General features: G+C 55.7%; 21 protein-coding genes and 1 pseudogene. 19 read left to right on the top strand and 3 right to left on the bottom strand.

Features of this window, described 5'->3' with window-relative positions; genetic code table 11:
* The first annotated feature begins 2 nt into the window (after positions 1-2).
* The gene (locus tag AV656_RS05195) at positions 3-275 is read left to right on the top strand and encodes a YlbG family protein (protein ID WP_063181248.1); all 273 of its coding nucleotides are present in this window, start codon (positions 3-5) and stop codon (positions 273-275) included.
* Position 276: 1 nt separating this feature from the next.
* On the opposite strand, the gene AV656_RS05190 is transcribed toward AV656_RS05195, so the two are convergent.
* Positions 277-660, bottom strand: coding sequence for a DUF7147 family protein (locus tag AV656_RS05190; RefSeq protein WP_063179548.1), 384 nt, complete (start codon positions 658-660; stop codon positions 277-279).
* Positions 661-731: 71 nt separating this feature from the next.
* On the opposite strand from AV656_RS05190, the pseudogene rsmD reads away from it, so the two are divergent.
* Positions 732-1,310, top strand: a pseudogene (gene rsmD / locus AV656_RS05185) (16S rRNA (guanine(966)-N(2))-methyltransferase RsmD); the annotation flags it as partial.
* On the top strand, positions 1,303-1,800 hold the full coding sequence (gene coaD / locus AV656_RS05180; RefSeq protein WP_063179545.1) for a pantetheine-phosphate adenylyltransferase: 498 nt from the start codon (positions 1,303-1,305) through the stop codon (positions 1,798-1,800). The pseudogene rsmD and the gene coaD, both read left to right, overlap by 8 nt.
* A gap of 58 nt (positions 1,801-1,858) precedes the next feature.
* Here coaD and AV656_RS05175 read toward each other — a convergent pair whose 3' ends face one another.
* Positions 1,859-2,752 (bottom strand): hypothetical protein, encoded by an 894-nt coding sequence (locus AV656_RS05175; RefSeq protein ID WP_063179544.1) that lies wholly within the window; start codon positions 2,750-2,752, stop codon positions 1,859-1,861.
* Positions 2,753-2,848: 96 nt separating this feature from the next.
* On the opposite strand from AV656_RS05175, the gene AV656_RS05170 reads away from it, so the two are divergent.
* Positions 2,849-3,901, top strand: a complete 1,053-nt coding sequence (locus tag AV656_RS05170) for a SepM family pheromone-processing serine protease (RefSeq protein WP_082818618.1) — start codon at positions 2,849-2,851, stop codon at positions 3,899-3,901.
* A gap of 3 nt (positions 3,902-3,904) precedes the next feature.
* Here the strand turns inward: AV656_RS05170 and AV656_RS05165 are convergent, their stop codons facing one another.
* Positions 3,905-5,113: a nucleotidyltransferase gene (locus AV656_RS05165; RefSeq protein ID WP_063179543.1), complete on the bottom strand. Its 1,209-nt coding sequence runs from the start codon at positions 5,111-5,113 to the stop codon at positions 3,905-3,907.
* A gap of 157 nt (positions 5,114-5,270) precedes the next feature.
* On the opposite strand from AV656_RS05165, the gene AV656_RS05160 reads away from it, so the two are divergent.
* The 15 genes from AV656_RS05160 (at position 5,271) to AV656_RS05090 (ending at position 20,066) form a co-directional block, all read left to right on the top strand.
* Positions 5,271-5,810, top strand: coding sequence for a YceD family protein (locus AV656_RS05160; RefSeq protein ID WP_063179542.1), 540 nt, complete (start codon positions 5,271-5,273; stop codon positions 5,808-5,810).
* 21 nt (positions 5,811-5,831) lie between these two features.
* Positions 5,832-6,005, top strand: coding sequence for a 50S ribosomal protein L32 (rpmF, locus tag AV656_RS05155; RefSeq protein WP_063179540.1), 174 nt, complete (start codon positions 5,832-5,834; stop codon positions 6,003-6,005).
* Between the two features lie 158 nt (positions 6,006-6,163).
* Complete coding sequence (locus AV656_RS05150; RefSeq protein ID WP_063179538.1) at positions 6,164-6,925, top strand: enoyl-CoA hydratase/isomerase family protein; 762 nt, start codon at positions 6,164-6,166, stop codon at positions 6,923-6,925.
* Positions 6,926-6,977: 52 nt separating this feature from the next.
* The gene (locus AV656_RS05145) at positions 6,978-7,364 is read left to right on the top strand and encodes a transcriptional regulator (protein ID WP_082818617.1); all 387 of its coding nucleotides are present in this window, start codon (positions 6,978-6,980) and stop codon (positions 7,362-7,364) included.
* Between the two features lie 134 nt (positions 7,365-7,498).
* Entirely contained in the window at positions 7,499-8,854 is a 1,356-nt protein-coding gene (locus AV656_RS05140; protein WP_063179536.1) for an acetyl-CoA carboxylase biotin carboxylase subunit, read from the top strand.
* 1 nt (position 8,855) lies between these two features.
* Positions 8,856-9,068 (top strand): acetyl-CoA carboxylase biotin carboxyl carrier protein subunit, encoded by a 213-nt coding sequence (locus AV656_RS05135; RefSeq protein WP_063179534.1) that lies wholly within the window; start codon positions 8,856-8,858, stop codon positions 9,066-9,068.
* A 35-nt stretch (positions 9,069-9,103) separates the two neighbouring features.
* Positions 9,104-10,645, top strand: a complete 1,542-nt coding sequence (locus AV656_RS05130) for an acyl-CoA carboxylase subunit beta (RefSeq protein ID WP_063179532.1) — start codon at positions 9,104-9,106, stop codon at positions 10,643-10,645.
* Between the two features lie 61 nt (positions 10,646-10,706).
* Positions 10,707-11,612: a ketopantoate reductase family protein gene (locus AV656_RS05125; protein WP_063179530.1), complete on the top strand. Its 906-nt coding sequence runs from the start codon at positions 10,707-10,709 to the stop codon at positions 11,610-11,612.
* Positions 11,605-11,997: a DUF3397 domain-containing protein gene (locus tag AV656_RS05120; protein WP_063179528.1), complete on the top strand. Its 393-nt coding sequence runs from the start codon at positions 11,605-11,607 to the stop codon at positions 11,995-11,997. Before AV656_RS05125 ends, AV656_RS05120 begins: the two co-directional genes overlap by 8 nt.
* A gap of 74 nt (positions 11,998-12,071) precedes the next feature.
* The gene (bshC, locus tag AV656_RS05115; RefSeq protein WP_197462205.1) at positions 12,072-13,688 is read left to right on the top strand and encodes a bacillithiol biosynthesis cysteine-adding enzyme BshC; all 1,617 of its coding nucleotides are present in this window, start codon (positions 12,072-12,074) and stop codon (positions 13,686-13,688) included.
* A 328-nt stretch (positions 13,689-14,016) separates the two neighbouring features.
* Positions 14,017-14,448 carry a division/cell wall cluster transcriptional repressor MraZ gene (gene mraZ, locus AV656_RS05110; RefSeq protein ID WP_063179524.1) on the top strand — a complete coding sequence of 144 codons (432 nt, stop codon included), beginning with the start codon at positions 14,017-14,019 and terminating at the stop codon, positions 14,446-14,448.
* Positions 14,449-14,480: 32 nt separating this feature from the next.
* Entirely contained in the window at positions 14,481-15,416 is a 936-nt protein-coding gene (gene rsmH, locus AV656_RS05105; protein WP_063179522.1) for a 16S rRNA (cytosine(1402)-N(4))-methyltransferase RsmH, read from the top strand.
* Between the two features lie 56 nt (positions 15,417-15,472).
* Positions 15,473-15,856, top strand: a complete 384-nt coding sequence (gene ftsL / locus AV656_RS05100; RefSeq protein WP_063179520.1) for a cell division protein FtsL — start codon at positions 15,473-15,475, stop codon at positions 15,854-15,856.
* Positions 15,857-15,891: 35 nt separating this feature from the next.
* Positions 15,892-18,069 carry a penicillin-binding transpeptidase domain-containing protein gene (locus tag AV656_RS05095; protein WP_231877237.1) on the top strand — a complete coding sequence of 726 codons (2,178 nt, stop codon included), beginning with the start codon at positions 15,892-15,894 and terminating at the stop codon, positions 18,067-18,069.
* A gap of 86 nt (positions 18,070-18,155) precedes the next feature.
* Complete coding sequence (locus AV656_RS05090) at positions 18,156-20,066, top strand: penicillin-binding transpeptidase domain-containing protein (RefSeq protein WP_063181242.1); 1,911 nt, start codon at positions 18,156-18,158, stop codon at positions 20,064-20,066.
* Positions 20,067-20,074 lie beyond the last annotated feature (8 nt).

Raw genomic sequence — 20,074 nt, 5'->3', positions numbered from 1 at the left:
TCATGATTGAGCGGCGCGGAATCGTCGTCCACCTTCACCATCTGAAACAGGTGAAGGCGCTCAGGAAATATGGGCATGTCCAATATATTTCCAAGCGGATGAAGTATGCCGTACTGTACTGCAATCTTGAAGATGCGGATGAGACGGCCAGAAAACTTGAGAAACTCCAGTATGTCCGATCGGTCCAGCTCTCGATGAAGCCGTTTATCAAAACGGAATTCGAGAATGCGAAGCCCGACAAGGCGAAAGAGTATGACTACAAGGGCGGAATCTGATTCACCGGAGCGGCGGAATCAGGTGATTGAGCCGAAGAATGCCGGTGATGTGCCTGTAGTGCTGATCGCGGTCGGAAAAGTCTGTTGATGGTCGGACTTCCACTGTGACGGGAATGGCGCCGGCTTCTTCAGCGGCTTCCCGGAAGCGGGTGATGCGGGCACTTTCTTTGCTGCCGCCCCGGATGCCTTCCCGGCAGATGTAGATCGGCATGAAACTGCCCTCTCCGGCAGGATTAAAGGCCACGGCCGGAGACAGAATGCCGCTTTTGCCTGTCGTGAAGATGAAGGCGCGGTGAAGTCGGCCGGAATTTGTGCGGATCAGCTCGCACAGCTCAAAGACGTCGCCCAGCCCTTCACCCAGTTCGATAAATCGTTGTGTGATCATGCGGATCCTCCTTTCTCTGCTCATCCTATCATACCGGCAGGGCAGGGCTTAGCGCAAAACAGGAAGGTGAGAAAATGAGAATCATTTCCGGAGAACGCAGGGGCCTGCAGCTGAAATCGGCGTCCGGAACCGGCACGAGACCGACCTCGGATAAGGTTAAGGAATCGTTGTTCAATATGATCGGTCCCTATTTTGAAGGCGGCCGCGTATTGGACCTGTTCGCGGGAAGCGGGGGACTGGCGGTTGAGGCGCTCAGCAGGGGGATGGATCATGCGGTCCTGATCGAGAAAGACCGGCGGGCCCAGGCGGCTATCCTTGAAAATGTGAAGAAATGCCGATATGATGACCGGGTGGAATTGATCCGCGCGGATGCACGGCAGGCGGTCCGCCGGATGATCGCCAAGGGAGAACCGTTTGATCTGGTTTTCCTGGATCCGCCATATGCGCGGGATACATATTACAAGCTGGCCGGGGAACTGGCTGGAGCGGGGCTTATTGCCGGCAGTGGTACAGTCGTCTGCGAGCATGACCGGTCGGTGACCCTGCCGGACAGCTTCGGGGAATTTTGTAAAGACAAAGAATCTGTATATGGCAGCACGGTGATTTCGATCTACCGGCATGCTGTCGGCGAGGGGGAGGAAAATGGGTAAAATGGGGGTAGTGCCGGGAAGTTTCGACCCGGTGACCAATGGCCATCTGGACATCATCAGGCGAGCTTCACGCGTCTTTGGGGAAATCCGCGTATGTGTGCTGAACAACTCATCCAAAAATCCGCTGTTCACGGTGGAGGAGCGGATCGGGCTCATCCGCGAGGCAACAGCAGGCATTGCCAACGTAAAGGTCGAGTCGTATTCCGGACTGCTGGTGGACTATGCAAAAGGAGTCGGCGCAACCGCGATTATCCGCGGCCTCCGTGCGGTGTCGGATTTTGAATACGAGATGCAGATCACTTCGATGAACAGGGTGCTCGAGGAAGAGATTGAGACCTTCTTCATGATGACGAACAACCAGTATTCGTTTCTCAGTTCCAGTATCGTCAAGGAAGTGGCAAAGTATGGGGCGGATACTTCGGACCTGGTTCCTCCTGTTGTCGAACACGCGCTCAGGGAAAAGTACAATATCAAGGAAATTAGGCACTAACGATAAATGCCGAAAAAGCGCCCGGAAAGCCAGCAGGCTGACTTGGGCGCTTTTCCCGTCAGTTCCAGATGGATAGCAGCAACATGAACACGGGCGGAACGATCACCATGTGCGCAAGGCGGGCCACGGCATACCACCGCATCCGGATACCGGCGCCCCGGGCGATGACCGCAACCTGGAGATGAATGCTGAGGCCGTTCATGGATAAGATGAGTGCAGTCAGCGCAGCATGCAGGTCCATCCCCGAGAACAAGTCATGGGCTGTCTGAAGGCCCGCGGTCATTTCAAACAGTGGGAACACCGCCATGCCTGCCGTCTGTATATCCAATGGGCTCAGTCTGGCCAGCAGGTCTGCCGCCACAGTTCCGACGGCGGAAAAAAAGACGACGGTCGTTGCGACGAGCACAATGGTCTGAGAACTTTCCCTCAGGCTTTCGGTCAGCGGGGATCCTGTTTTTCTTTTCGGAATATCTGCGGAAGCCTGCCGGTGTTCAGGATGAAGGGTCGTACGGATGGACAGAATAAGGAGAAAGATGAGATTGAGCCCGTGGATGACGGCCATGAGAAGCCAGCCGACAGAGGCGCGTCCGAACAGCTCATTGCCGACATAACCGATCAGCAGCATTGAACTTGGTGCGTGGCAGATGGCGGTCAGCAGTGCGCCTTCCCGTTTTGACAGCCGTCCGTCCCTGACCTGGTGCGATACGGAGACGGCCCCTACCGGGAATCCGCCAAACGCTCCCAACAGATACGTTTTCCAGTAGGTGCCTGTCCGTTTCTTCGGCTCTTTGCCGGGCAGGCGGAGCAGCCACTGGGTCAAGATCAGATATGGAAGCAGGTAGGGGAGCAAGGCTTCCGTAAACAGCTCAATGCCGAACACAGCCCCTTCGCGGGCAAGGCCCGGCTGGAGGAGAAACAGTGCGATGAGGCACCAGATAATGACGGTATACACGAAAATGATCGACTCCCTCGTTTTTGAATGCGCCCATCGCCGGTGCTACACTATGTATATGCCGGGATGTACGGGGCTATTTTGGAGGGATCGGTTTTGAACAATGTAAAGAGGATTGCGCTTACGGCAGTACTGCTGTTATTCGCTGCAGCAGCACTCCTGCCGCTGGACATGTACATCCAGAAGCCGGGCGGCGCATATGAACTGTCGCCGCTCGTGGAGGTTAAGGGCGGCGACTCGGATGACGAAGGCTCCCTTAGCCTGATGACAATCGCCCTTTCAAAGGCGACCCCGCTCACCTACGCCGTTTCCGGACTGATGGACAGCAGGAAGATCATGAAAGCCGGACAGGTCCGCAGGGACGGGGAGTCCGAGGAGGAATATAACCTCCGGCAGCTGCAGCTGATGGAGGACTCCCAGATCAATGCAATTTACGTCGCCTATAACCGCGCCGGGAAGCCTGTTACCCTCGAGACCGAAGGCGTGATCGTGCTGGACGTGGTGGAAGGCAGTGCTGCAGACGGCAACCTGAAAGCAGGTGATCTGATCACCGGGGTGGAGGGAGAACCGGTGGTCTCATCGGACGGCTTTGCCGAAATGGTCGCCTCGGTTCCCACAGGGGATTCGATCCGCCTATCCATACTCCGGGACGATGAAGAAATGGAAGAAGAAATTTCCCCCGGCACTATTCCGGGTACAGGGGGAAGGAAAGGGCTCGGCGTAAGCTATGCGGCCAAGCGCATGATTGAAACCGATCCGGAGGTTGAGATTGAGACAGAGGATATTGGCGGTCCTTCTGCCGGGCTGATGTTTACGCTTGAAATTATGAACCAGCTGATGGATGAGGACCTCACGAAGGGATACCGGGTCGCTGGGACCGGGGAGATGAATGAAGACGGTACGGTGGGCCGGATTGGCGGCATCGACTTCAAGGTGATGGCCGCCGACCGCGAAGACATCGAAATCTTTTTTGCGCCGGATGATGAAATCACCGACGAGATGCGAGAACGGATTCCCGGGATCCGCTCCAACTACGAAACCGCCGCAGAAACGGCAGAAAAAATCGGCACGGATATGAAAATCGTGCCGGTCAAGACCATTGATGATGCATTGGATTATCTGGAGGCGCTGAACACGAAGCGGAAATGATTTTTAATCGGTCATAACGGGCGGCGTGCGGAAATCCTTCCCGGGCCTGCCCCCGGTGCCGACTGCATAAAGGTCGGAAGCCCGGATATCCGCTTGCAGCATCAGGTCATCGGATGAGGCGGCCCGGGATACCAGCGGGAGCCAGAAGTCTTCTTTATACTGGTTCAGATATGTTCGGCCGGTCGGCGTCATCCCAAGGAGTCTGAGATAACGGGGATGGCGCAGCCGGCTGAATTCGTCTTTGTCCATCCCGCAGAGCACATGGGTGAGAATCCGCTGGATGCGGGTCCAGGTGTACCGTTTCGTTTTGACCGCCTCCATGAATTCCGTGAATGAAGCAGCATCCAGTGCGGCCCTGAGGATCCGGTGCTCAAGCCCTTCGGTCATCTCTGCAACGTCCCTCAGCCGCATGGCACCGTCACGGATGATGAGCGGACGGAGAATCGGCCAGAAGCGATCCCAGCCGCCGAATCCGCCATGCTCTTCCCTGAACCGGTCCATGGCGCGGGCAGTGCAGACAGGAACTGCGCGCAAGACCTCACCGGTGATTCCCGCCGTCCTGACGGCCTGCCTGACCGCCGTCGCGCTCATGATGCCGCTGTCGGGATCTGCCCCGAGGTCATGATAGCCGGTTCCGGTTCGTCCGATGGTGAAAGCGGTCATTCCAGGGTCAATCGATCGTGCGGCCTTCATATAGTGGAAGCCGAGGATGTTGTTCGGCTTCGTGAGATCGGCAAGCGGGCTCCCGTCTGCCGCAGTATCTGCAATCGATCGGTAGGCCCGGCTTAATGCCGAAGGGTAACTGATGCCCGTCTTCACGAGCCGGCGTACTTCTGCCTCGTAGCCTGTCTCCTCGGCCTCCAGCAGAGCGAGTGCATTTCGGAATGGTTCGATCCGTCCGTCTTCCGATCCGAAACAGAACATACTGCAGCGGGCTGCTGCCAAAATGCTGATTGCGCCTTCCGCAAACTCGGAAGCCTGTGCCACGGCGAACCGGTATGGAAGCTCCAGCACGATATCGGCTCCTGAGAGGAGGGCCAGTTCCGCCCGGGACCACTTGTCGATGAAAGCAGGCTCCCCCCTCTGCAGGAAGTTGCCGCTCATGACGGCAATGACGGCATCGGCCCCCGTAATCCTTCGGGTCTCCTTCAGGTGGTGGATATGCCCATTATGCAGCGGGTTGTACTCGACGACGACGCCTGCGGCTTTCATCACGATCACTCCTCTGATACAATCAATTTAACGACATTATAGCGTGGCCGGGATGAAAAATATAGGAGACGGGCGCATCCACGGGTGACAAGAAATAATCTTGACATCACGATTTGGACATACTATAATCAATTCTGTTGTCTTGAGGTGATTCCTGATGAAATGGACCATCCGGCAATTAAATCAATTCCGGCAGGATTCCATGCCGGTCGACGGCACTTCGGACCTGTCCGGTGTCATGAAGCGCAACCCTGAAATCAGGGGAATCGAACCGGTCCGTGTGACGGGCACCTGCTCCGTCGGAACCGGCCAGATGACCTGCCGCTTCAGGCTGGAGGGGACGATGACGCTCCCCGAAGCAAGGACATGGGAAGATGTCGAGTTCCCGTTCACAATCGAAACGGATGAACAGTTTGTCTGGGAAGGCTATGCCGCCCCGGACGATGACGCCGTTCACGAGGTGACGGGGGAAGTGGTGGATCCGACGCCGGTCTTCGAAGAGCTGGTCCTGCTCGAAGTTCCGATCCAGGTGATCGGGGAAGAAGCGGCACCTTCACGGGAAGGTAAAGGGTGGGCCTACTCATCCGAAGAGGAATTCGCCTCAAAGCGTGAAGAAGAAAAGCCGAAAGTGGATCCAAGACTTGCCGGGCTGGCCAAGTTTTTCGACCAGCAGGGCGAGGATTCAAAGGACGAATAGAACCGTAAGGAGGTGCCCCGCATGGCAGTACCTAAGAGAAGAACTTCCAAAACTGCAAAGCGCCAACGCCGCACACACTTCAAGCTCCAAGTGCCAGGCATGGTCGCTTGCGATAACTGCGGCGAGATGAAACTCGCTCACCGTGTTTGCAAAAATTGCGGTGAATACAAAGGTAAAAAAGTCGTTTCCGAGTAATCAGAGACGAACGCGACGGCCGGAACCCGATTCCGGTCTTTTTTTGTGCGGAAAAGGCAGCCTGAAGGGGAAATCTGCTTGATCGGCAAGAAGATATGCCGGATGGATTCACTGGATGGTATGGTAGAGAAAGCGAGCAACTGAAGGAGGATGCGGGAATGGTATACCGGTTTGAAAAAAGGGGAAGCGGAGCGGTCTTCACGATTGATCGTCCGGAAAAGCGCAATGCGATCAACGACGAGGTGATGGACGGTCTTTCGGCTGCGGTTGAGGCTGCCGGGGAAGATGAATCTCTCCGTTATTTCGTCATCACGGGCGAGGGGGAATCCGCCTTCTGCTCGGGCGGGGACCTGTCGGAATTCCACAAACTCCGGACGGAGGAGGATGCGGCGCCGATGCTTGGCAAGATGGCGGATATTCTGCTCCGGATGTCTATACTCCCTGTCCCGGTCATCGCACTCATCGACGGCCATGCCGTCGGCGGCGGCTGCGAGATTGCGACCGCCTGTGATTTCAGGCTCGTACGGGAGGGAGTGAAGTGCGGATTTATCCAGGGAACACTGGCCATCACCACCGGTTGGGGCGGTGCCTCCCATCTCCTTCTCAAATCGGGGAGGCACGACACGGCACTCAGGATGCTGACGGAAGCCAGGCCGAAGGAAGCCCCGGAACTTCTCGAGTCGGGTTGGGCGACCGAGCTGTTCACGGGGGATAAATTTAAGGCTCTCGACCGTTTTGCGGAACCGATGGAGCGAGTCCATCCGTCGGTCCACCGCGCCTATAAGCAGGCAGCCGTCCGGCGCTTCCTTGCTGCCGGCCTGCAAGAGCAAGTCAGGGAAGAAGTCGCCCTATGCGCCAAGCTGTGGGAAGCAGATGTTCACCATGAGGCAGTCGACCGTTTTCTCAACAAGAAAAAATGAAGTCTATTTTTTCTCTCCGCCGCATATAGTTTCCCAAACGGGGGTGGTAGAGGTGAAGGAAAATACAAGAAAAGACCGCTGGACGCCGGAAGATGACCGCATCCTCGCCGATACGGTGATCGAATCAGTGAAAAATGGCGGAACCCAGCTTGGCGCATTTGCCGATGCAGCCGAGAAGCTTGGCCGGACCAAGCAGGCATGCGGATTCAGATGGAACAAGACACTCCGAAAAATCCATTCAGCCGAGCTGGAGGCCGCCCAGAAAAAGCCCGAGCATCATCTGAAGTCCCACCTGAAACAGGCGATGAGCGGGTTCGATGAATTATCCGAGTCCTATATGCGACTGAAAAAGGAGCATGAAGCACTTGCCCGGGAGCACCACAGGCTTCTGGCCTGGCTGTCCAAGGGAGTGTCATTCATAGAAAAACAGGACAGCTGACGGCAGGACCGCGAGACGGTTCTGCTTTTCTTTTGCCAGTTTTTCCGATTAGACTTGAAAACGGTTTCAGATTTCATATAGACTGATAATGAAGGGGTTTTAAATAGTTTGTCAATTCAATAGGGGGGATCCGCATGGAAAAGATTCTCATCGCTAACCGGGGGGAAATTGCATCCCGCATCATCAGGACCTGCCGGAAGCTCGGCATCCGTACCATTGCTGTCCATTCGGAGGCCGACGCAGGGCTGCCGTTCGTACAGGAAGCGGATGAATCGTTTGAAATCGGGCCGGGTCCCGTTCCTCAGTCTTACCTGAAGGGTGATGAAATCATCGAACTCGCCAAGAGGGAAGGCGCGGATGCCATCCATCCGGGATACGGGCTGCTTTCGGAAAATGCTTCATTTGCACGCAAAGTGACGGAGGCGGGTATGACCTTTATCGGTCCCGTGGCTGATGTGATCGAAAAGATGGGGGACAAGATCGAAGCCAGGCGCGTCATGATTGAAGCGGGAGTCCCGGTTGTGCCGGGTACGGAGGAAGGTGTGGCGACGCTGGAAGAGGCGCTGCGTGCAGCCGATGATATTGGCTATCCGGTCATGATGAAAGCGAGTGCGGGCGGCGGAGGAATCGGCATGGTCCGCTGTGAAAGTGAGCAAGCGCTCAGTCGAAATTTTGAAGGGGTAAAAAAACGTGCCATGTCCTACTTCGGGGATGACCGGGTGTTTATCGAGAAATTTATCGATGAGGCCCGCCATATCGAAGTTCAGATTTTTGGGGACAGCCATGGCAATGTCGTTCATCTGTTTGAACGCAATTGCTCTGTTCAGCGCCGCAACCAGAAAGTGATCGAAGAATCTCCATCACCCGGATTCCCGGAGGAAGCGAAAGAACGGATGCTCCGGGCTGCTGTGGAAGCGGGGAAAGCAGTGGGCTATACAAATGCCGGAACGGTCGAGTTCATCGTCGGACCGGACCACGAGTTTTACTTCCTCGAGATGAATACACGGCTCCAGGTGGAGCATCCGGTGACGGAAGCGGTAACCGGGTTCGACCTGGTCGAGTGGCAGATCGGGGTCGCTGCCGGCAGGGAACTTCCTGTGAAGGACCAGGACAGGATTGCTTCGGCCGGCCATGCGATCGAATATCGGGTCTATGCGGAAGATCCGGAAAAGTTTCTGCCGTCTCCCGGAAAAATCACCCAGCTTGTCCTGCCGGAGCAGGAGGGAGTCCGGATTGACCGGGGATACCGGGAAGGCGACACGGTCACGCCGTTCTATGATCCGATGATCGCAAAAGTGATCATCAGCGGTGACACACGTGAAGAAGCGATCCGACGCTCTGAACAGTTTTTCGGCGAGGCACATGCTGCCGGTGTACGGACGAATCTCCCGCTTTTCGCAGCCTTTGCCGGTTCGGGTGAATTTGCGGGAGGCAACTATACAACCCAGGTGCTTGCCGGATGGCAGGCCAAGAAAAAGGAGGAAGTTTAAGATGAATGAACTGAAATCGACAATGGCAGGCACTGTTTTTACCGTTGATGTGAATGCGGGGGATGAGGTGACGGCGGGACAGACCGTCGTCGTGCTCGAATCGATGAAGATGGAAATCCCTGTCGAAGCCGAAAAGGGCGGCAAGGTCAAGGAAATTCGCGTCAACATCGGTGATTTCATCAATGAAGGGGACACCATCCTCACATTTGAATAATCGGCTGTCTTGCAGCCAAGGGAGGGGGAAGTGGAATGACAGTGAAAACAAACGATGATCAACGTCTTGAAAAGTCACTGGAGCAGATTTTCGCAGGGGGGCACCAGAAGTATCATGAGAAGCTGAAGGAGCAGGGAAAACTCTTTGTGAGGGACCGTCTCAAGCTGCTGTTTGACGACGGTGAATACACGGAAGATGCCCGGTTTGCAAACATTGAGGCCGGCGACCTGCCGGCGGACGGAGTCGTGACTGCCACAGGAAAGGTCGGGGGGAAGACCGTCTGTGTTATGGCCAACGACTCTACGGTGAAGGCCGGTTCGTGGGGAGCGCGTACGGTTGAAAAAATCATCCGCATCCAGGAAACGGCGGAACAGCTGAAAGTCCCGCTGCTTTATCTTGTCGACTCGGCAGGCGCGCGGATCACCGACCAGCTGGACATGTTCCCGAACCGCAGGGGGGCGGGGCGGATCTTCCACAACCAGGTGCGTCTTTCCGGTGTCATTCCGCAGGTCTGCATTCTGTTCGGGCCGTCTGCGGCGGGCGGTGCTTATATACCTGCTTTCTGTGATATCGTTATCATGGTGGATGGGAATGCTTCGATGTATCTCGGATCCCCGAGGATGGCTGCGGAAGTGATCGGAGAGAAGGTGTCGCTCGAGGAAATGGGCGGAGCGCGCATGCACTGCACAGTAAGCGGATGCGGAGACTGGCTTGCCGCAGATGAGCAGGAAGCGATCCGGGCCGCGAAAGATTATCTGGACTTTTTCCCGTCCAACTTCTCGGAAAAACCGGAAATCAAATCACCTGTTCCGGCATCCGATGGCCGGCCGCTTGGGGAGATCATCCCCAAAAATCAGAACGCTCCGTTCGATATGTATGAAGCGATCGACAGACTGATCGATGAAGACAGCTTCTTCGAGATCAAGAAATTGTTCGCCCCCGAGCTGATCACCGGGCTCGCGCGCATCGAAGGCCGGCCGGTCGGCATCATTGCCAACCAGCCGAAAGTAAAGGGCGGTGTGCTCTTTGTCGACTCGGCCGACAAAGGCGCGAAGTTCATTTCGCTGTGTGACGCATTCTCGATTCCGCTTCTGTTCCTGGCTGACGTACCGGGCTTCATGATCGGAACGAAAGTTGAGCGGGCGGGCATCATCCGGCACGGTGCCAAGCTCATCTCCGCGATGAGTTCTGCGACGGTTCCCAAGATTTCCGTCATTGTCCGTAAGGCGTATGGCGCCGGGCTGTACGCGATGGCCGGACCTGCTTTTGAGCCGGATGCCTGTATCGCGCTTCCGTCGGCACAGATTGCGGTCATGGGTCCGGAGGCAGCGGTCAACGCCGTGTATTCGAACAAGATCCAGGCGATCGAGGATCCGAAAGAGCGCATCGAATTCATCCAGGAAAAGCGTGAGGAGTACAGGGAACAGATTGATATCTATAAGCTGGCATCCGAGATGATTATTGATGATATCGTTTCTCCGGATCATCTCCGCTCGGAACTGGCAGCCAGATTCGGCATCTATGCCACGAAAGAAGTCGCACCCCCTCTTCGCAAGCACCCGGTCAATCCGGTATAATAGTACTGCAACAAGGCCTGCCCTACCGGCGGGCCTTTTGATTGGGGGAAGGAGATTGGCAATGAGGATCAATGTTGCCGGGGCCGGTTCGGTCGGGATGCTGGTTGGTGCCCGCCTGGCCGAGGCCGGATTTGATGTCTGTATGATCACGAGGACTGCAGAGCAGGCGTCTGCGATCCTTAACGAAGGGATTCTTCTTTCGGCGGGTCGGGAGGAGAAAATCTTCAGGGTCGGGGCTACGCCCAGGGCCGAGGCGGCCGAAGAAGGAAGCCTGTCCATTCTTGCCATGAAGTCCTATGACCTGGAGAACTTTCTCGCGGCGCTTGGCGGGAAACCGGAGGCCGCACCGCTTTTGTTTATCCAGAATGGTGTCGCGCATCTGTCTCTGGCATCCCGATTCAGGGACCGGCCGGTTGCGTACGGGACGGTCGAGCACGGAGCCAGAAAAACTGGTCCCCGGTCGGTCGAACACACAGGAACCGGGCCACTCCTGATTTCGCCTGCTTCGGGTGATTTCCGCCCCTTCCTTCCCCTGCTGAAAGCCGATTCCCCTTCTTTCCCCGTTGTCCGTGCGGAAAAGGGGCCGGAGTGCCTTCTCCTCAATAAGGCATTGAAGAACTGCCTGATTAACCCGGTGACGGCAGTTGCCGGTGTAAGGAACGGGGTCCTTGCGGAAGATCCTGACCTCCGGATGCTTCTCGGGCGACTGCACGCTGAAATTGCTGCTGCATTTCCCGAGACGGCGGATGAGGTGACGCTGGATGAGGTATTGTCGCTCTGCCGGAATACAGCGGATAACACATCATCGATGCTGGCCGACCTCCTTGCAGGCAGAAAAACCGAAGCTGAAGAAATCATGGGCGGTGTCATCGCGCTTGCCGGGGAACGCAGCGCCTCCCTTCCGGCATTGGCGTCACTGTATGACCTCATCTGTTCAATGGAAAGGAGGGGAAACCGGCATGGCTGACTTCTTCTTTGCGGCGGCTGGTTTTCTGATCGCCTTCCCTGCTGTCGCTTTTATCGTTCTGTTCACCGTATTCACCCGCTTATATAAGGATCCTTCAAAGGGATTCACCAGGGCGGCGGATTTCACGACCGTTCTGCTTCTGCCGGCCGTGCCGGCCGTCCTGGCGGCATTCACCGATTTGAGCATGGGTTTCTACCTGGCCATCGCAGTGATTGTGTTTGCGCTTTATATGACTTACCGGGAACGCAGGAGCGAGCGCGATTTTGAAATCGCACCGCTGCTTCGGAAGATTTGGCGTCTGCTGTTTCTGATCCTCACTGCAGCCTACCTGGCCGCATTCGTCATCGGTGCCGGAGTCATGATTGCCGATTATACGGGAGGCTGAGCGGAATTTTTCATTAGGCAGGAAGGGAATGCTATAATCGGATTCGATTAATGAATACAAATGGGGTTTTCGACATGGAATTTGAACAACTGGACATCCGGCCGGCGGGGAAAGTCATGAACGCTTATCAGAACGATCCGGATTTTATCCATACATATTTTGACTATGCTCCTGATGCTGCCGGCTATTCGGCCAGGCTGAAGGAACTGGAAAACCGTTCCTTTGACCGTACAGGGCTCAGCCGGGTGATCCGGAGCTTCATGGGGAAGGCCGCGTTATCCGAGAAAGCAGAAGCCCATTTGCGCGAACTTGAGGAAGGGGCTCCTGCAGTCGTCGGGGGACAGCAGGCCGGGCTTCTGACCGGTCCGCTTTACTCAGTAAACAAGGCCCTGTCCGTTGTCGCGGAAGCACGCCGGCTCCGTGAACGCCTGGGAACGCCTGTAGTCCCTGTTTTCTGGATTGCGGGAGAGGACCATGATCTCCTGGAAATCAATCATGTCTATGCGATTTCGGACGACCGCCCGGTGAAAAGGCAGTTTCAGGTGCCGTTCGGAGTCAAGACGATGGCATCCGAGACTGCATTCGACCCCGCCCAAATGGAAGCTTATATCCGCGGTGTTTTCCGTGATTACGGAGAGACCGTACACACCGAAACCCTGCTGGGAAAGGTGATCGGCTGTCTGGAAGGCAACCCGGACTTTACCTCTTTCTTTGCTTCGCTTATGTCCCATCTGTTCAGCGAAGAGGGACTTCTGCTGCTGGACGCGGCAGATCCTGCGCTCAGGCAGCTTGAATCGCCGCATTTCGAGAATATGGTCCGCCGTTCATCCGGCATTGCTTCGGGAGTGGCGGAAACGGAAAGACGCTTCGAGCGTGACGGTTTTGACCGCCCGCTTGGTGCGGAAGACCAGGATGCCCATCTGTTTTATGTGGATTCCGGAGAGCGGTTCCTGCTTAGCAGGGAGGGCGGGCAATACGTAAACAGCCAGGGAGGTTTCTCATTTTCGGAGGATCAGCTGGCAGAGATTGCCCGTACGAGTCCTGAACGTCTCAGTAACAATGTCGTGACGAGGCCTGTCATGCAGGACTTGGTCATTCCTGTTCTGACTTTTGTCGGAGGCCCCGGGGAAATTGCTTACTGGTCGCTGTTGCGGCCTGCATTCAGTGAAATGGGAATCCGGATGCCGGTCGTCGTTCCCCGGCAGTCCCTGACATTCATCAGCCGCCTGACTGCGAGACTCCTTGAAGAGACCGGTCTGAGTGCCGCGGACGTGCTGACAGGCAGAGCGGAAGCAGAAAAACAGGCGTTCATCGACCGGGTGAGCGACCGCAATGCGTCAGACCAGATCATGCGAATGGAAGAACAGTTGAATGCCGGCTACCGGGAACTTTCCTCAACTCTGAAATCCAGGGGCCGGAATGTCCAGGAACTGATTGAAAAGAACATCGGTTTCCATGAGCGCCAGTTCAATTACCTGAAGGAGAAGATCCGTGAATCAGTCCTTCTTGAACATGAGACGGCCATCCGCCGGTACAGCCGCCTTGAGGCCGAACTGCTGCCGGAGGGAGGATTCCAGGAGCGGAAGTTCTCTCCATTCCAGTTTATGAACGAATATGGCCCGTCCTTCATCTCCGACCTTGCGGCACATATGGGCGGACAGCCGGGAGACCATCACCTCGTCCGCCTCTGACTATCATAAATACCAGCTTGCACCGCCTTCCCATGAAGGCGGTGTTTTTATTTGTCCGGTATATGGGCGCGGGTTAATCGGAAAGACTGCCGGTAATGGGGGGCGTAATCAGGAGTCGTAACGTTATAAATTGAAGAACCGGGGATGCCGGCAAATGTTGGGCCGGTTCCGTGTCTCTGTAGGAGCCGGCGGCGGAAGAGGTACAAAAATAAGGGGCAGGGAATCCACATTTTCCGTTACCAAATTGTAATATAAGAGATTTGCAAAAACGGGTGGAGGAAAGTGGGGGGATGTGGTACATTAAGTTTACGATGTGGGGTGAAGTCACATGTTCATGGGCGAATATCAGCATACGGTTGATGCAAAAGGCCGGCTGATCATTCCGGCGAAGTTCCGCGATGATCTGGACGGCGGTTTCGTCGTCACACGCGGATTGGATAAATGCCTTTTCGCCTATACCATGGACGAGTGGAAACGGCTTGAAGAAAAGCTGAAAGCCTTGCCGGTCACCAAGAAAGATGCCCGCGCCTTCACCCGCTTTTTCTTCTCGGGGGCAACCGAGGTGGAACTCGATAAGCAGGGACGCGTCAATTTACCTGCGAACCTTTTGAGTTATGCCGGCGTCGAGAAGGATTGTGTCGTACTCGGGGTTTCCAGCCGGATCGAAATCTGGGCAAAGGAAGCCTGGGAAGGCTATTTCGAGGAATCGGAAGACTCCTTCAACGAAATTGCCGAAAACCTCATTGACTTTGACATTTAAACCTACCTACCGATGGAAAGAAGGGGACGGACTTGTTCGATCATGTGACCGTGCTGCTGAAAGAGACAGTCGACGGACTGAATATCCGGCCGGATGGCCTCTATGTCGACTGCACACTCGGCGGCGGCGGCCATAGTGAATATCTTGTGCAGCAACTTGGCGAAGGAGGACGGCTCATCTGTTTCGATCAGGATGAAACCGCCATCCGCCATGCCAGTGAGCGCCTTGCCGATCACCTGGACAAGATTACATTCGTCAGATCGAACTTCCGCTATCTGAAGGAAGAGCTCGGAAAATTGAGCATCACAGGCGTGGACGGTGTGCTTTATGACCTGGGCGTTTCTTCGCCCCAATTCGATACTCCGGAGCGGGGATTCAGCTACCGCTACGATGCCCCTCTGGACATGAGAATGGACCAGAGCGCTCCGCTGAGCGCCTATGAAGTTGTCAATGAATGGGCATATGGAGACCTGGTCCGCATCTTCTACCGTTATGGCGAGGAGAAATTCTCCAAGCAGGTCGCCAGGAAGATCGAAGAAGCGAGGAAGGAACATCCGATCCGGACAACCTTCGAACTTGTAGAACTGATCAAAGCGGGTATCCCGGCAGCAGCAAGAAGGAAGGGCGGACATCCCGCCAAGCGGATTTTCCAGGCCATCCGGATCGCGGTAAACGACGAACTGGGGGCGGCGGAAGATTCGCTGCAGGATGCGATCGGCCTTCTGAACAAAGGCGGCCGGATCAGTGTCATCACATTCCACTCACTGGAGGACCGGCTTGTCAAGACGATGTTCAAAGAGGCCTCTTCACTTCCGGATCTGCCGCCGAACCTGCCAGTGATTCCCGAAGGCATGGAACCCGAGCTGAAGCTGATCACACGCAAACCGATCCTGCCTTCAGAAGAGGAGCTGGAGAACAACAATCGTTCCCACTCGGCCAAACTCAGAATCGCAGAAAAACAAATATAAAAACTCGTCAACACAAACAAGACGAGAAAAAAACAATTCAAGGGGGACTAGTTTCGATGGCACTTGAAGCACGCAAGTTTGACCACGCGTACATACAGGAACCCGAGATCACCCGTGTACCGGCACCTGCACAGGAGCCGGAGAAACAACCGAAACGCAGAAATAAGTGGTTCACAAAAGGCGAAAAAACGCTGTTCGTGGCATTTATTGCCGCTGTGGCCATGTTCGCGGTTATCCTTCTCCAGGCGCAGTCGTCCCTCAACGCGGTGAACAAGGAGATCCAGCTGATCCAATCCGATATTACGGAAACGGCCAAGCAAAATCATGATTTGTCCATACAAGTGAGCGAAAAATCGACCTACGAGCGCATCTGGGGCAAAGCCCGCGAGCTCGGCCTGTCGCTCAATGAGAAAAACGTGAAGGTCGTGCCTGGGCAATGAAAAAGAAGTTTCGTTTCCAATGGGGAGCCTTCCTGATGTTTTGCGTCTACGGAGGGCTCTTTTTCCTTTTATTCTCAAGATTCTTGTATATTCAGGTGACCGGGGAGGCCGAAGGTCAGCCGCTCCGGGCTATGGCCCAGTCGAAATACGAAAGGGAGCAGGTGCTGAGCGCCGACCGGGGCAAAATCGTAGACCGGTCGGGAAATCCGATCGCAGAGGATACCGTGAGCTATAAGCTGATCGCTGTTCTTTCCGAAGAGGCGAGCAAGGACGTCAAAGATGATGAGTGGCTCCATGTTGTGGACCGGGAAAAGACGGCCCGGGCGCTTGCCGAACATATCGACATGAGCGAGGAAGAGATTCTGGACCGGCTGAACCGCCAGGATAATCCGGATGTCTACCAGGTGGAATTCGGTCCGGCGGGCCGCGATCTCAGCCATGACAAGATGAAGAAGATTGAAGCGCTTGAGTTGCCGGGCATCCGGTTCGTGAAGGACAAGAAACGCTTTTATCCGAACGGACCGTTCGCCTCCCACCTGATCGGCTTTGCACAGAAAACGGAGCAGAAAGACGGGGCTGTGGAAACGGTCGGACAGATGGGGCTTGAAAAAACCTATGATAAACTGCTTTCAGGCAAGAACGGGAAAATGGCCTATGAGAGTGACACGTGGGGCTATCTGCTGCCCGGTGCCGAAAAGCAGGTGACCCCTCCGGAGCACGGTGCAGACATCAAGCTGACGCTTGACAAGACGATCCAGAACTTTGTCGAGGATTCCATGAAACAGGTGGAGCAAGAGTATTCACCGGAGCGGATGTCGGTAATTGTCGCCGATCCGAAATCGGGAGAGATTCTGGCAATGAGCCAGCGGCCGACATTTGACCCGGAGACGAGGGAAGGGCTGTCGTCCAACTGGCTGAACGAGGCTGTCCAGTACACAATCGAGCCTGGGTCTACGATGAAAGTCTTTACTCTTGCAGCCGCAATCGAAGAAGGCGTGTGGAAGCCGGACGACTATTTCAAGTCAGGCAGCTACTCGATCTACGACACGACGATATATGACCACAAAAGAGAGGGATGGGGCTGGATCTCCTTCAGGGAAGGCTTCCAGCGATCCTCCAACGTCTCGATGGCCAATCTCCTGGAGCGGATGGGCGGAGAAGCGATGATGAGCCATTTCCGGAATTTCGGCTTCGGGCAGAAAACCGGCATCGACCTTCCGGGAGAAGCTGCCGGCAGCCTGAACGACGTCGGGCCTGTCGAGCGGCTGACGACGTCATATGGGCAAGGGTCGACCGTCACGCCAATCCAGATGGTGCAGGCCGCAACAGCAATCGCGAATGGCGGAAAAATGATGAAGCCATATATGATCCGGGAGATCAAAGACCCGAACACGGGCAAGATTCTGAGTGAAGGCCAGCCGGAAGAAAAATCGAGCCCGATTTCAGAAGAAACTGCGGAAACGGTGCTGGAGCTGATGGAGTCGACCGTTACTTCCGAGAAAGGAACAGCAAAGATTTTTAAGCTTAACGACTATTCGGTCGCAGGCAAAACAGCCACTGCCCAAATCCCGGACGGCAAGGGAGGATACCTCAGGGGGCCAAACAACCTCCTCTATGGATTCCTCGGCATGGCACCGGCAGATGACCCTCAGCTGATCGTCTATGTGAACGTGCACCGGCCGAAAATCCCTGCGGGAGAATACGGTGCCATCCCGGTATCGAAGATTTTTAAGCCGGTCATGGAAAATAGCCTTAAACACCTGAATATCCGTCCGGATGTGGAGGAGGCGGCAGACGCGGCTTACCGGCTCCCTGAATTTGCCGGGCAAACTGCAGAGGCGGCATCCGCCGAGCTCGGGAAAAACGATATCCGAGCCGTTGCCACAGGCACCGGCGGGGAAGTCACCGGGCAGTTCCCTGAAAAGGAAACTCCGGTACTTCCGGATAGCGTCGTTCTGCTCCGGACAGAAGGCGAGCCGGTCATTCCTGACTTTACCGGGTGGCCAAAGCGCACCATACTGGCATATGCATCCATGACCGGAATGACGATTGAGCTGAGCGGTGAAGGGTATGCCGTGTCGCAGAGTGTCTCAGCGGGATCACCGGGAGATCCTTCGGCTCCGGTGGTCATCCAGCTGGAGACACCGGAAGAGGGTGTCTTTACAAACGGGCAGGAAGAAGTGCCGGAGGAAGAACAGCTACCGCTGGACTAAGCGGCTGAATAGCACCCGCAGGCCTGTCATACGTTGTAAGAAAAACGTAAGGTGGGGAAAATGTGCGACGCTTCATCGAAGCCCGGATGAGAAAACGGCTCCGTCTGGCCTTTCTCGTCCTCGCCATACTGTTTGCTGCTCTGCTCGCAAAACTGTTTCATGTACAGATTGTCCGCAATGCCGAATTGACCGAGAAGGCGATGGAAAACTGGGACCGGGAGCTTCCTTTCGCCGGGAAGAGGGGAGAAATCCTTGATCGGAACGGCAACCGCATCATCGGAAACCGGATTGCTCCCACTCTTTATTTCATGCCCTCCCAGAATCAGGATATCGCCGGCGCGGCCCGGGAGCTTGCCCCGCTGATCGATGCGGACACGAAAAAATTGGAAGAGCAAATGTCGAAAAGAGCGTCTATTATTAAACTCGCGCCGGAAGGCAAGAACATCCCGTATGAGACAGCGGTCCGGATCGGGAAGATGGGGATCCCCGGCCTATACACCGGCGTCGATTATGTACGGGACTATCCATACGGCGACATGCTGTCCCGCCTTGTCGGTTTCACCGGCTATGACAACCAGGGGCTGGCCGGCATTGAATTTGCGTATGACAAGATGCTTTCGGGTAAGGGAGAAAAGGTCAGGCTGTTTACCGATGCAAAAGGCAATCCGCTTCCTCATGTCGGAGACGGCTGGGTGGAAGGTGACGGAGGTGCTGACCTGGAACTGACGATCGATGTCCGCATCCAGGAAATCGTGGAGCGGGAGCTTGAGCAGGCCATGCTTAAGTACGATGCAGCACAGGCCTTATCGATCGTCATGGATCCGGACACCGGGGAGATTCTCGCGCTCGCTTCTTCACCGAACTTTGATCCGTCTGACTATGCATCGGTCGAACCGTCCGTCTTTAACAGGAATTTGCCTGTGTGGATGACGTTCGAGCCGGGGTCGACATTCAAGATCATCACCCTGGCTGCAGCGCTTGAAGAGGGGAAAGTGAATCTTGAGAAAGATCACTTTCATGACCCGGGGTACTCCATGGTGGAAGGGGCCCGCCTCCGATGCTGGAAGCGCGAGGGGCACGGCTCCCAGTCCTTCCTTGAAGTCGTAGAGAACTCGTGCAACCCGGGATTCATTGAACTGGGCCAGCGGGTCGGGAAGGATAAGCTCATGCAGTACATCCGGGATTTCGGCTTCGGTGCTACAACCGGTTCCGGAATTGCCGGGGAGGCGTCCGGAATCCTGTTTTCAAAAGAAGCGTTCGGACCTGTGGAACATGCGACAACCTCTTTCGGACAGGGGATTTCCGTTACGCCGATCCAGCAAGTGCAGGCGGTTGCGGCTGCCGTAAACGGCGGACGGATTATGAAGCCGTACGTTGTCAGCCGTGTGCTGGACCCTGAAACGGGCGAGCCGATCAAAGAATACGGGCCGGAGGAAAAACGCCGGGTAATCAGCGAAGAAACGTCCAAGACAGTGCGGGAATCGCTGGAGTCGGTCGTTGCCCAGGGGTCCGGACGGAACGCATTCGTCGACGGCCTGCGTGTGGCAGGGAAAACAGGTACCGCCCAAAAGGTGGAGGACGGCCGATACAAGGAAGGTGACTACATCGTATCCTTTATCGGCTTCGCTCCGGCGGACGATCCGGATGTCCTCGTCTATGTTGCGGTGGACAGCCCGAAAAACGAAGTACAGTTCGGCGGTACGATCTCGGCGCCGATTGTCGGCAGAATCATCGGTGATGTCGCGGCAGTACGCGGCATCGCACCGAGAAAAGGCCAGCTGGAGCGGGAATACCGCTGGGGCGATCCCATACAGATCCGGGTACCTGACCTGACCGGAAAAACATATGACGAAATCAGGCAGATGCTGTACACTGTGAAACTGGAATGGCACGGATCAGAAGGGGGAACCGTTGTCCGGCAGCTGCCGAAGCCGGGAACACTCATGGAGGAATCGGGGACGCTCCACCTTTACGCCGGGTCTGACCAAAAAGATTAACGATGAAA

The sequence above is a fragment of the Bhargavaea cecembensis genome (assembly GCF_001619585.1).
In the GTDB taxonomy this organism is placed as follows: domain Bacteria; phylum Bacillota; class Bacilli; order Bacillales_A; family Planococcaceae; genus Bhargavaea; species Bhargavaea cecembensis_A.
Note: the sequence above shows the minus strand (reverse complement) of the source record. Positions and strands in the feature narration are given on the sequence as shown.